This window comes from Chryseobacterium daecheongense, assembly GCA_027920525.1.
Classification (GTDB): Bacteria; Bacteroidota; Bacteroidia; order Flavobacteriales; family Weeksellaceae; genus Chryseobacterium; species Chryseobacterium proteolyticum.
Genome location: CP115858.1, coordinates 98334 through 111555, shown reverse-complemented (window position 1 = coordinate 111555; position 13222 = coordinate 98334). Strand labels below are relative to the sequence as shown.

The following is a 13222-nucleotide window of genomic DNA, read 5'->3' as shown; positions in this document are numbered from 1 at the left end:
CTCATATGGACGCCAAAGACAAAATGATTCTCAGTATTATCCAGGAAGACTCTACCTTATCTGTAAAAGAAATCTCCGAGAAGATAGGTCTTACTTTTACTCCTACTTATGAGCGTATCAAACAGCTGGAGAAACAGGGTGTCATTGAAAAATACGTAGGCCTTCTGAATCGTGAAAAACTAGGCCTTAATATTGTGGTGTATTGTAATGTCCGACTCAAAGAGCAATCCAAGAAAGTATTGGAGACTTTTGAGAAAAACATCAGCAAATATGACGAGGTTCAGGAAATCATAAGTCTTTCCGGAGAATATGATTATATGTTAAAGATCATCGCTAAAGACATCAACTCTTATAATGATTTTGCCGTAAGCGTGATTTCAAACATTCCTAATATTGGTCAGTACCACAGCTCCATCGTTCTGCATGAGGTTAAAAAATCCACCAAATTTAAAATTGACCTGGACTAATTTCTTTTAGCAGAAAGGCATAATGACCATTATACGATTGGGCAATTCAGCTATTCTACCTTTTTGCCGGATTGGAAATCCAATGTACTGATTTACCCTACTATCTTATTCTTTAATTTATTGAACTGGTAGCTTACTTTATCCAGACAAAGGTTTCCAATACTTCCCTGGTGAGAATGATGAAGGTCTGTAATTTCATAATCAAACTCATTATTCTCAATTTCCTGTCCTACCTTTATATATGCATCACGGAAAGAACTTCCTTTTTTAACCTCTTCATTGATCTTCTCTACACTGAACAGATATTTATATTTCTCGTCTTCAAGAATACCATCCTTTACTTTAATATGTGGTAAAGTGTAGTTCAGGATTTCAAGACATTCCTTCAAAGAGTCAATCGCAGGAAATAAGATTTCTTTTGTGAGCTGCACATCTCTGTGATATCCCGACGGAAGATTATTCGTTAATAAGATAAGCTCATTGGGTAGCGATTGAATTCTGTTGCATCGTGCCCGTACCAGTTCGAAAATATCGGGATTCTTTTTATGAGGCATAATACTGCTTCCGGTAGTAAATTCTTTAGGAAAGCTTATGAAATCAAAATTCTGACTTAAATACAAACATACATCATACGAAAATTTCCCAAGGGTCCCAGCCATTGTTGCCATTGCCATTGCAAGCATTTTTTCAGATTTACCACGGGTCATCTGTGCATATACTGCATTGTAATTCATTGTCTGGAAACCCAAATTATAGGTGGTACTTTCGCGATCTATAGGAAAAGAGGAACCATAACCCGCAGCAGACCCTAACGGATTTTTATTAATGATGTTTTTTACTGAAAATAACATTTCAAGGTCGTCCAATAAAGCTTCTGCATAGGCTCCGAACCATAGTCCGAAGGAAGATGGCATTGCAATCTGTAAATGGGTATACCCGGGAAGCAATACATTTTTATGCTGGTCTGCCAGCTGGATAAGCAATTGGAAAAACCCATCCGTAAGACCTGCTATTTCACGGATCTCATCCAAAAGGTATAGTTTTATATCCAGTAAAACCTGGTCATTACGGGATCTTGCCGTATGAATTTTTTTACCGGTATCTCCTAATTTTTCAATCAGGATGGCTTCAACCTGTGAGTGGATATCTTCTGCCTGGGTATCGATTTCGAAATCTCCGTTTTCTATATCTTTTAATATCATCGACAGAACAGAGGTCATCTGTTCAGCTTCTTCATGGGAAATAATTCCAACCTCTGCAAGCATCTTACAATGCGCCAAAGAACCTTTAACATCATATTTCGCCAGACGTTCATCAAAATCAAGGTCTTTACCGACAGTAAACTTATTGACTAATATATTGGTGGCAAGATCATCTTTCTGCCATATCTTTTTCATAATTGTTTGTTTAAAATATTATTAATTGATTTTAGGTTGTTTTTTTACCCAGCATGCTCTTTCCGTCTTCCTGAACTGAACATCTTCCACATTCAACAAAGTCTTTTATTTTTAATTGTCATTTTGCATAAATCTTATTAAAAACGATACTCTTCATTATGATCATGCTGGGTGTCAAAACATTTTCTTTAGATTTCAGATGTCAGATATTTAATGCTTTCAAATAATTCTGATACCTGCTGTCTTTTACAAAACCCTTTCTAAAATCCGGATATAAATATCAATCCCTTCTTTTATCTCATGGAGTTCTATAAATTCATCAGCCGTATGAGAGCGCCTACTGTCTCCGGGACCGATCTTAACAGAAGTACATGGGATAATTGCCTGATCCGAAGATGTCGGGGAACCGTAAGTCGACCTTCCAATAGCCAGTCCTGCCTGTACAAAAGGATGGTCAGGTTCTATTTTTGAAGAATTCAGCCTGAAAGACCTTGCCGTAAGGTTGGATTTCATTTGGGACTGAATGATATCAAAAGCCTCTTCATTCGTATACTCATCCGTCACCCTCACATCCAATGTAAACTGGCAGGATTCGGGAACTACATTGTGCTGAACTCCTGCATGAATACCGGATAGGGTAATTTTAACCTCTCCGAGATAATCAGATACCTTTGGGAATTTAAAATGGGTGATATGCTGCAGATCCTCCATACATTTTACAATGGCATTATCATCATTGGGATGGGCAGCATGGGAAGCAGTTCCTTTCATTTCACCGTCAATGACCAGAAGTCCTTTTTCTGCTATCGCCAGATTCATCTGTGTGGGTTCTCCAACAATAGCCAGCTCCACATTAGGTAATTGTGGAAAAAGAGCTTCAATTCCATCAAATCCTGAAATTTCCTCCTCTGCCGTCAGGGCAATAATTAAATTATATTTTAAATCGTCTCTATTATAAAAATGTAAAAAGGTTTGTGCTAAAGAAACCAAGGATGCTCCTGCGTCATTGCTTCCCAAACCATACAGTTTTCCATCTTTTTCAATCGCCGTAAATGGATCCAGTGTATACGCTTTATTAGGTTTCACCGTATCATGATGGGTGTTCAATAACACAGAAGGTTTGGATGCGTCAAAATATTTATTGACAGCCCAGATGTTATTTTTAAAACGTTTTACCGGGATCAGATGCTTCTGAAAAAAGTTTTCAATAGCTACAGATGTATTGTACTCATCCTTGCTGAATGAAGGAATTTCAATCAGTTTTTTCAGCAGTTCAGTCGCATTATCGAACAATTCTTCTTGACTATAAACAGATTTCAGTGCCTCCATGATGGTTTTCTATATGGTTTTTTAATTGAGTTTCTTTTATTAAGAATACCTTATTTACATTGTTTTTAATCGCACCCAGTGCGTTTTCAAGTTTTGGCAATATGCCTTTATGCAGTTTTCCTTCTTCTTTCAGGGTTGAAAAATCTTCGGACGATACACTTTTAATTACAGAATCAGGATCATCCACATTTTCCAATACTCCTTCTTTATCAAAACAATAGAGCAATTCCACATCGTATTTCTTCGATAAGGCCTGTGCAATCACCGAAGCTATTGTATCTGCATTGGTATTGAAAAGATTTCCTTTTTTATCATGCGTAATAGCCGAAAATACAGGAACAAGCTCAAGCTTAATTAATTTGGATATCAATTTATTATTGACGCTTTTCTTCTCAATGTCTCCTACAAATCCAAAATCAATTTCTGCATGTTCTCTTTTCTTGGCTTTAATCAAATTGGCATCAGCTCCTGAAAACCCTATTGCCTTACATTTTTTCTGCTGAAGTTTTGCGACAATATTTTTATTAATTCCACCTGCATACACCATTGCCACAATATCAAGAGTCTCCTTATCAGTAATTCTACGCCCGTTGACGAGCTTCTGCTCAACTCCCAATTTATCAGCCAAATCAGTAGCAAGTTTTCCGCCACCATGAACAAGAATTTTCTTTTCTTTGATTTGAGAAAATTGCTCTAAAAACTGATCCAATAACTCTTCGTCATCAATTAAGGCACCTCCTATTTTTACAACAAAAAGCTTGTCCATAATCTCCTGTTATTTACTTTGGTTAATTTCATCCAGGATTTCACTGAATACTGCCTGAGCAGAAAAAATCCGGTTTTTAGCCTGTTGGTAAATAATAGAATTTTCACCATCCATCACTTCGTCACTCAATTCTACATTCCGGCGAACCGGAAGACAATGCATTACTTTTCCGTTATTGGTTTGCGCTAACTTCTCAGCTGTCAACATCCAGTTTTCCTTCACTTCAGGCATTGCAGCATATTCATCAAAAGATGACCAGTTTTTAACATAGATAAAATCCGCATCTTTTAAAGCTTCATCCTGGTTATGAATGATTTTCGTCTGTTTTGTGAAGTTTGAGTCCAAATCATACCCTTCAGGATTGGTAATAACAAAATCCACATCCATTTCCTGCATCCATTCCGTAAAGGAATTCGCAACTGCCTGAGCGATCGGCTTGATATGAGGAGCCCAAGTAAGGACTACTTTAGGCTTACGTTCTTCTTTCCAGTTTTCACTAATGGTTATACAATCCGCTAAACTCTGCAGAGGATGACGTGTTGCCGACTCCAAAGAAATTACAGGAACCTTCGCGTGTTGCTGAAACTGGCTTAGAATACTTTCATTCACATCATCTTCTTTACTTTTCATTCCCGCAAAGCAACGAACCGCAATGATATCGCAGTATTGATTCAATACTTCTATCGCATCTTTAATATGTTCTACAGTATCTCCGTTCATTACAGCTCCGTCGGCAAATTCAAGATTCCAGGCTTCTTGTGCAGCATTTAATGTTAAGATATTAAGTCCCAGGTTCTGTGCAGCGATCTGGCTGCTTAAACGGGTTCTCAGACTTGAGTTAAGAAATACCAATCCAATGGTTTTTCCCTTTCCTTTTTCGGTTTCAGAATGGGGATTTTCTTTTATATATAAGGCTTTTTTTATAATTTCCTGTAAGTTTTCAATATCGCTTACAGCAGTAAAGTTTTTCATTGTATAAATTTTATTTAATGGTCAACAGACTCTTATTTCTATATTTTTAAAACCATTAGAGACATCTCTATAGTTCTACCCTTTTACGATCCTGCAATTTTACGCTTAGCAATCTATCATTTTCGTTTTTGCAATTCCGCAATTTTCACTCTTACAATTTCGTCAGTACTTCCCTCAATGCACCAATGAAAAGATCTGTTTCCTCTTTCCTGATATTGAGTGCAGGAAGGATCCTCAGCACCGTTTTATCATTAGAATTTCCGGTAAAAATATGATGATCGTAAAGCAGGCTTTTCCTTACCTCTGCACAATCCCTGTCCAGCTCTATCCCTATCATCAGACCCTTCCTTCGTATAGAGTTGATATGTGGTAAATCTTCAATTTCTTTTTCGATATAGCTTCCCATATGCTCAGCATTATCAATAAGGCTTTCATCCCTGATAACATCTAAAACAGCAATTGCTGCAGCACATGCCAGATGATTACCTCCAAAAGTAGTTCCCAGCAAACCATGGCTTGCTTCAAATGTAGGATGGATCAGGACTCCACCAATCGGAAAGCCATTTCCCATTCCTTTTGCGGTTGTAATTATATCAGGCTGGATACCGAACTCCTGGTGAGCAAAGAAATAACCCGTTCTACCATATCCTGACTGAACCTCATCTAAGATCAAAACAGCATTATATTGATCGCATAGCCCTTTAATTTTAGATAAAAACTCCGGCGTTGGAATCATAATTCCACCCACTCCCTGAATCCCTTCAATAATCACCGAAGAAATTGAATCTCCCTGAGTTCTGAAAACTTCATCTAATTGCTCTACATTATTCCACTCCGACTTTATGAAACGTTCGGAATAATTGACAGGTGCTAAAATTTTCGGATTATCCGTTACGGAAACTGCCGCAGAGGTTCTTCCATGAAAAGAGCCGGAAAAATAAAGCACTTTACTTTTTCCATTATGAAAAGAAGCAAGTTTTAACGCATTTTCATTGGCTTCAGCTCCGGAATTACACAGGAAAAGATCATAGTCTTCGTATCCTGATATCTCTCCAAGTTTCGATGCCAGTTCAGTTTGCAATTCGTTTTGTACTGAATTGGAGTAAAAAGAAATTTTTTCTAACTGATCCCTTAATTTCTCCTGATAATAAGGATGATTATGACCTATAGAGATCACTGCATGGCCTCCATAAAAATCAAGGTACTTTTCTCCCTTATCATCCCAAAGAAATGATCCCTTTGCTTTGACAGGATTTATATTGAATAATGGATATACGTTAAATAAGTTCATTTTTTTTAATTGAAGTTGAAAATTTTTAGTTACCGGTTTCGGGTTATTGTTTTACAATTCCACCCTTCCCCATTTTACTTTTATAAGAATGTATTTAAAAACCTATTGGTTTCAAATCCAGTCCCAGGTTTTCCTCCCATCCCATAGCAATATTCATATTCTGAACAGCCTGTCCGGAAGCTCCTTTTAACAAATTATCAATCGCTGAGTGAATAACAACAACATTATTATTCTTTTCAATATGAATCACACAGCGATTGGTATTGATAACCTGTTTGAGATCAATTGCTTTCTCACTCACCTTTACAAAAGGTGCATCTTCATAAAACTTCCTGTACAATGTCTCAATATCTGAAAGCTCCAGGTCTGATTTAACCGTTGAGCTGGTAAAAATCCCTCTTGTAAAATCTCCCCTCCAGGGAACAAAATTCAGGCTTACGTCTTTATTGTTAAAAGAATTCACTTGTTGCAAAATTTCATCTACATGCTGATGGGTAAGTGTTTTATATGCAGAAATATTATCATTTCTCCAGGTAAAATGAGTGGTTGCCTGTAAAGACTGCCCGGCTCCTGTCGATCCGGTAATTCCTGTTGTATACACATCATGCAAAAGTCCTTTTTCAGCCAATGGCAATAGAGCCAGCTGGATAGCAGTTGCAAAACATCCCGGGTTGGCAATACTTTTTACCCCTAAAAGATTTTTTTTATTGATTTCCGGAAGCCCGTAGATAAAATTTCTGTTTCCGAAAGCACCTTCCAAACGAAAATCATTTCCCAGGTCAATCACCAACGTCTCATCTGTAGCAGCATTCTGACTCAGCCAATTCTGGCTTTCCTTATGAGGAAGACACAAAAAAAGAATATCTACAGCCGACGGCTTGTCCGTTAAAACCATTTCACAAACCGTCGCTAAATCCGGGTACAGATCAGAAATCTTTGTACCCGAATTAGAACGACTATATAAAAAACTCAATTCAATATTGGGATGAAAAGCCAACAGGCGCACCAATTCACTACCGGTATATCCGTTAGCTCCTACAATTCCTACCGTTTTCATATTTTCACGCCGTTAATCTGGTGATAAATATTCAGGGAATTGCTTACAATTTTTGTGTACCCTTTTACATCGTCTCCGCTCCATGCTCTGTTTGCCTCTCCGTAACTTCCAAATTGATCAGACATCAGATCATGTTCAGATTCAATACCGTTCAAAACAAATCTGTAAGGATAAAGAGTAATGAAAACTTTTCCTGTTACCATTTTCTGAGAGTCAGTAAGGAAAGATTCTATATTTCTCATCACAGGATCTAAAAACAATGCCTCATGCAACCAGTTCCCATACCAGTCGGACAATTGTGACTTCATCATTTGCTGGTATTTCGATAAAGTATGTTTTTCCAATAAATGATGGGACTTGATGATCACAGATGCAGCCGCCGCCTCGAATCCTACTCTTCCTTTAATTCCGACAATAGTATCTCCTACGTGAATATCCCTTCCGATACCGTAAGCAGAAGCCAATTGTTCTATTTTCTGGATAGCATACACAGGATGGTTGAAGTCCTCCCCATTTACTGCTGTAATTTCACCGTTTTTAAATTCGATTTCCAGTTCAGATGACTGAGTTTCTTTGATCTGCGACGGAAAGGCCTCTTCCGGAAGGTTATTTCTGGAAGTCAGCGTCTCCTTTCCACCCACAGAAGTCCCCCACAACCCCTTATTAACAGAATACTGAGCCTTTTGAAACTCCATATCATATCCGTGGCTTTTCAGGAATTCAATCTCCTCTTCTCTCGAAAGTGCCATATCACGGATCGGCGTGATAATCTCAACATGCGGAGCCATTACCTGGAAAATCAGATCAAAACGAACCTGGTCATTTCCCGCTCCTGTGCTTCCATGAGCAATAGCATCCGCCCCTTTTTCCAGTGCATATTTTGCAATTTCCTGAGCCTGAATGGTACGCTCAGCGCTTACGGAAAGCGGATAAGTATTATTTTTCAATACATTTCCGAAGATCAGATACTTCACACATGAATTATAGTAATCTTCCTGAGCGTCAATACACCTGTATTCCTTTACCCCTAATTTCAGGGCTCTGTTTTCAAGTTCTTTTTCTTCTTCTTTTGAAAAACCTCCTGTATTCACAGTTACTGCATACACCTCATATCCCAGACTTTCACTAAGATATTTGGCACAGTAAGAGGTATCCAAACCACCACTAAACGCTAAGATTACTTTCTTTTTCATCGATCTTCTTTTTCGTATTATTGTTCGTATAATGTAATCCACCGGATGTAATCTGCCCCGAAGACAAAAGCCCATCCTGATTTACTTCATCATTATCCTTATTTTGAGGTTCATTATTTTTCACCTCCTTTATATCATTGTTGGAAGGAATAAAAAGCATTGCTGTACATAAGCAGTTCTTTCTTTCCTTTTTCATTAAAATTTCGTAATTCACACAGTTTTTACAACCATTCCAAAATTCCTCATCCTGGGTAAGCTCAGAATAAATAACGGGCTTATAACCTAAATCGCTGTTGATTTTCATGACAGCCAACCCGGTTGTTAATCCAAAAACCTTAGCCGCAGGAAATTTATCCCTTGATAACTGGAAAACTTTATTTTTAATCAGGGTCGCAACACCCCTGTTCCTGTATTTTGGCGAAACGATCAGCCCCGAATTGGCCACAAACTGACCGTGGGACCAGGTCTCTATATAGCAGAAACCTACCCATTCCCCGTTTTCAGTAGCAACAACGGCATTGCCTTCTGAAATCTTCTTACTTAAATATTCTATGGAACGTTTTGCGATCCCCGTTCCTCTCCGTTGTGCAGAATCATACATTTCCTGCTGTATTTCACTCACATACATTAAATGTTCGCATGAGGAAATTTCTATTTCCATTTATTTATCTGAATTTTTTGGCAAATTTAAAGCATAATAACTTTAATAACCAAATTAAAAAGATATTTTTTTTGTTTAAATGATTATTACAAGATAATATATCTTATTTGAAATATATAATTTTGCTAAATTATTATATATTTGCTAAAATATTATATATGGAAAATAAATGCCCTAAATGCAATAGCTCCTATCTTGTAAAAAGTGGGGTGATCAACCAGAAACAAAGATTTCATTGCAAATCCTGCAATTATTATTTCACCGTAAAAAAAATAGGCAAGCAGATCGATGACTACTACGTTACCAAAGCCCTTCAGCTTTACCTCGAAGGATTAAGCTTCCGCGAAATAGAAAGGATTATCGGGGTCTCACATGTAACCATAAGCTCATGGATCAAGAAATACAATATCACCCGGCCGCCGCATTCAGAATTCCATCCCGTATATAAAATCCTGAAGCAAAACGAATTGATCGAATACATGTCCAATGAAGACAATATTAAAAACTCAGGATTGATCATCACACAGTTCGCAGATAAATACATGTTGATCAAGTGGGAACGTTTTAAAAAGTAAACAGACAGAAAGAAGGAATCATAAAATCACCTATTTGCAAAATCAGGAAATGAAACTCTCTATTCCGAGCTTCAGCTTCAACTAACAAACAGGTACTTATAACAAAACTATATACTTACCATTAATATATATTAAATTTCTCTAAATAAATTATTAATTCCAATTTGGCTTTCACAAAATTAACGCCAAAAAATTGATAATTTATGAAGAAAATACTCACTTTTATTGGATTAGCTTTAATCAGCAATACATTATACTCCCAGGGATCTCCCGACTACGGAAACGGATTAAAAATAAACCTTAATCCTGAAGGAGATAAATTCGTCAGATTTATTTTATGGGATCAGTTCTGGTTAAGGAACTCACAAATGAATCCGGGAAGTATGGTCGGAGGAGAACCCACAGACAATACCTGGAATGTAGGGAACCGCAGACTCCGTGCTTTAACGTACGCCCAGGTTACTAAGCGATATATGATCCTCCTTCACTTCGGCATCAATAACCAAACCTTCATCAATGGAGGAGCGCCTGGTACAACAGGAACAGGAGGAAACGGAAATGGCAAAAAAACACAGCTTTTTTTCCATGATGCATGGAATGAATATGCAGTACTGATGCCGGGAGAAGCAGGAAAATTCACTTTAACATTAGGTGCTGGACTGCATTATTATATGGGACTCTCCAGAATGACTATGGCCTCCACCCTCAATTTTTTAACCCTCGATTCTCCCATATTTTCGTGGCCATTAATCGATAGCTCTGATCAGTTCGCAAGACAACTGGGTATGTTTGCCAAAGGAAAGTATGGAAAACTTGAATACCGCCTCAGCTTAAACAAACCCTTCGCTACAGATCTGGCTCCTGTAAATGTAACCGATCCCTCAAAAGCTGTTGCTGTGGATAATAACGGAAATCCAAGTTTTTCCAAAGCCGGATACGTAGAATATCAGTTTCTGGACGAAGAGTCCAATACTCTTCCTTTCAAAGTTGGATCATATCTGGGAACAAAGAAAGTGTTTAATGTAGGAGCCGGCTTTTATCATCAGGCGGACGGAACCAGAACTTCCGTAAACTCAAATATCGAAAAGCACGACATTACTCTTCTAGCTGTTGATGCTTTTGCAGATATCCCTTTGGGAAATGCCAAACATAAAATGGCAGTTTCTGCCTACGCAGGATATTATAATTATCAGTTCGGCCCCAATTATATCCGAAATCTGGGGACTATGAATATCGCAGCAGCTGATCCTAACTTTACAGGACAAAAGGCAATTGCCGGACCTGGAAACTTACAGCCAACGATCGGAACAGGTAATATTATCTATGCACAAGCCGGATTATTACTTCCTAACGAAGCAGAAAAACCTAAAATCAGAATTCAGCCGTTTGCAGCATATACCCATAAAAACTTTGAAGCCTTCGACAAGTCGTCTTCACAGTTTGACGTTGGAGCCAACTGGTTTATAGACGGACATCACGCCAAAATAACAACCCAATACTCCACCAGACCGGTTTATACCAACCCTACCGAGCGTCCAAAATCCAAAGGCGAGTTCATTGTTCAGTTTCAGATTTATTTATAATGACAGACTCGTTTAAACCCGTATAAAAAAAATTAATTAACATCAAAATCAAGTGATATGAGCGAAAACCATCATGAAAGCTATGAAAATATGACCGACAAGCAGAAGAACAGAACCATATGGAGCGTTATTACTGCATCTTCACTCGGTACACTGATAGAATGGTACGATTTCTATATTTTCGGAAGTTTAGCTGTTGTGCTGGCAACAAAATTCTTTCCGGCAGACAACCCTACCGCAGCATTTTTATCTACCCTGGCCACTTTTGCCGCAGGATTTGTTGTACGACCTTTCGGAGCCCTGTTCTTCGGAAGATTAGGAGATATTATCGGACGAAAATACACCTTCCTGGTCACCCTGCTAATCATGGGATTTTCCACTTTCCTTATCGGATGTATTCCTAGTTATGAAACCATTGGATTTATGGCTCCGGTTCTGGTTCTGATCCTGAGATTATTACAAGGACTGGCCCTGGGAGGAGAATATGGAGGTGCAGCAACTTACGTTGCAGAATACGCACAACCCCACAGGAGAGGCTATTGGACTTCATGGATCCAGACCACCGCTACCGCCGGACTTTTTATCTCATTGATTGTTATTTTAATAACAAAAAACACCCTTTCTGCAGAGGAATTCGACGGCTGGGGATGGAGAGTTCCTTTCTGGATTTCTATTTTAATGGTGGGCGTCTCTTACATCATCAGAAAAAACATGAAGGAATCACCGCTTTTTGCTAAAGCCAAAAGTGAAGGTAAAACATCAAAAAATCCATTAAAAGAAAGTTTCGGAAATAAATACAACTTCAAATTCGTCCTGCTGGCATTGTTCGGAGCCGCAATGGGACAAGGTGTCATCTGGTATACAGGACAGTTTTATGCCATGAGCTTTTTGCAAAAAGTAATGAATGTAGAATCTGCTCAGGTTGATTCATTAATGGCCACCGCTTTATTTTTAGGCACACCATTCTTCGTATTTTTCGGATGGCTTTCGGATAAACTGGGCAGAAAAGCCGTTATGATGACCGGGATGCTGGTTGCCATTTTAGCTTACCGCCCGATTTATAACAGCATGTACAAGAGTGTTAATCTCGAAAATAAAACCATAGCTGCCAACGGCATCAGTGAAAAGAGAACGGCAAAAATCCATAAAGATATTGCCAGCGACAGCCTGATCACTTTCCATAAGGAAACCCTCTTTACGGATGGAACTTTAATAAAAAAAGACAGCATCATACACTGGTCGGCAAACGGCCCCGTTATAAAAGACGGAAAGATCGAGGAACCTAAGGTGTCACAGTCCTTAAAGCTCAGTGATGATACCAAATGGTACCTGATATTCCTGGTGTTCATTCAGGTGATCTTCGTAACGATGGTGTATGGTCCTATCGCAGCATTCCTGGTAGAAATGTTCCCGGTAAGAATACGCTATACTTCCATGTCATTGCCTTACCACATTGGTAATGGTGTATTTGGAGGACTATTACCTGCAGTAGCCACTTACCTCGTAACCACAGGAAAAGAGGCAGGACATCCTTCATGGTATCTTCAGGGACTGTGGTATCCTATCGGTGTTGCAGCCGTGTGTTTACTCATTGGATTATTTTATCTTAAGAGCAAGAACAATAATATCCACGATTAACCACTGAATCAGTCAAATTTTTATTAATTTTAAAACTACTAAAATGAACGGACTAAAAAAAATATTAGGTATCCTCTGGATTTTAATTGCTTTGGTTGTAGGATATTTCGGGATCACCGTTTTGGGTATTCCAAAAATCACTTCAGGAAAGCAGGAAGACCTTGTTTTTGGCATCATCATCCTTTTTGTTTTGATGCCAATTATTTCCGGAGGACTGGCAGTCTTTGGATATTACGCCTTAACCGGAGAATATTCTGACGACAAAATATAATTATTAATGATGAATGATAATT

Annotated in this window: 13 protein-coding genes; 5 read left to right on the top strand and 8 right to left on the bottom strand. The window is 38.3% G+C overall.

Going from position 1 to position 13222, the window contains the following annotated elements; genetic code table 11:
* Positions 1 to 5: 5 nt before the first annotated feature.
* Positions 6 to 467 (top strand): Lrp/AsnC family transcriptional regulator, encoded by a 462-nt coding sequence (locus tag PFY10_00470; GenBank protein ID WBV56913.1) that lies wholly within the window; start codon positions 6 to 8, stop codon positions 465 to 467.
* A gap of 92 nt (positions 468 to 559) precedes the next feature.
* Here PFY10_00470 and argH read toward each other — a convergent pair whose 3' ends face one another.
* The 8 genes from argH to PFY10_00430 form a co-directional block, all read right to left on the bottom strand.
* Complete coding sequence (gene argH / locus PFY10_00465; protein ID WBV56912.1) at positions 560 to 1864, bottom strand: argininosuccinate lyase; 1305 nt, start codon at positions 1862 to 1864, stop codon at positions 560 to 562.
* A 246-nt stretch (positions 1865 to 2110) separates the two neighbouring features.
* Positions 2111 to 3193, bottom strand: coding sequence for a M20 family metallo-hydrolase (locus PFY10_00460; GenBank protein WBV56911.1), 1083 nt, complete (start codon positions 3191 to 3193; stop codon positions 2111 to 2113).
* Positions 3168 to 3959 (bottom strand): acetylglutamate kinase, encoded by a 792-nt coding sequence (gene argB, locus PFY10_00455; protein WBV56910.1) that lies wholly within the window; start codon positions 3957 to 3959, stop codon positions 3168 to 3170. Before argB ends, PFY10_00460 begins: the two co-directional genes overlap by 26 nt.
* A 9-nt stretch (positions 3960 to 3968) precedes the next feature.
* Entirely contained in the window at positions 3969 to 4931 is a 963-nt protein-coding gene (locus PFY10_00450; protein ID WBV56909.1) for an N-acetylornithine carbamoyltransferase, read from the bottom strand.
* Between the two features lie 151 nt (positions 4932 to 5082).
* The gene (locus PFY10_00445; protein WBV56908.1) at positions 5083 to 6222 is read right to left on the bottom strand and encodes an aminotransferase class III-fold pyridoxal phosphate-dependent enzyme; all 1140 of its coding nucleotides are present in this window, start codon (positions 6220 to 6222) and stop codon (positions 5083 to 5085) included.
* Between the two features lie 94 nt (positions 6223 to 6316).
* The gene (argC, locus tag PFY10_00440; protein WBV56907.1) at positions 6317 to 7279 is read right to left on the bottom strand and encodes an N-acetyl-gamma-glutamyl-phosphate reductase; all 963 of its coding nucleotides are present in this window, start codon (positions 7277 to 7279) and stop codon (positions 6317 to 6319) included.
* A complete protein-coding gene (gene argG / locus PFY10_00435; protein ID WBV56906.1) occupies positions 7276 to 8472 on the bottom strand; it encodes an argininosuccinate synthase in 1197 nt (398 codons plus the stop codon). Before argG ends, argC begins: the two co-directional genes overlap by 4 nt.
* Positions 8444 to 9133, bottom strand: a complete 690-nt coding sequence (locus PFY10_00430) for a GNAT family N-acetyltransferase (GenBank protein WBV56905.1) — start codon at positions 9131 to 9133, stop codon at positions 8444 to 8446. The genes argG and PFY10_00430 overlap by 29 nt, the downstream gene beginning before the upstream one ends.
* A gap of 158 nt (positions 9134 to 9291) precedes the next feature.
* On the opposite strand from PFY10_00430, the gene PFY10_00425 reads away from it, so the two are divergent.
* The 4 genes from PFY10_00425 to PFY10_00410 all read left to right on the top strand — a co-directional run bounded on the left by PFY10_00425 (position 9292) and on the right by PFY10_00410 (position 13200).
* Positions 9292 to 9708 (top strand): helix-turn-helix domain-containing protein, encoded by a 417-nt coding sequence (locus tag PFY10_00425; protein WBV56904.1) that lies wholly within the window; start codon positions 9292 to 9294, stop codon positions 9706 to 9708.
* Between the two features lie 203 nt (positions 9709 to 9911).
* Positions 9912 to 11291 (top strand): porin, encoded by a 1380-nt coding sequence (locus tag PFY10_00420; protein ID WBV56903.1) that lies wholly within the window; start codon positions 9912 to 9914, stop codon positions 11289 to 11291.
* Positions 11292 to 11348: 57 nt separating this feature from the next.
* Positions 11349 to 12929 (top strand): MFS transporter, encoded by a 1581-nt coding sequence (locus PFY10_00415; protein ID WBV56902.1) that lies wholly within the window; start codon positions 11349 to 11351, stop codon positions 12927 to 12929.
* A gap of 43 nt (positions 12930 to 12972) precedes the next feature.
* On the top strand, positions 12973 to 13200 hold the full coding sequence (locus PFY10_00410) for a hypothetical protein (protein ID WBV56901.1): 228 nt from the start codon (positions 12973 to 12975) through the stop codon (positions 13198 to 13200).
* Positions 13201 to 13222: the final 22 nt, after the last annotated feature.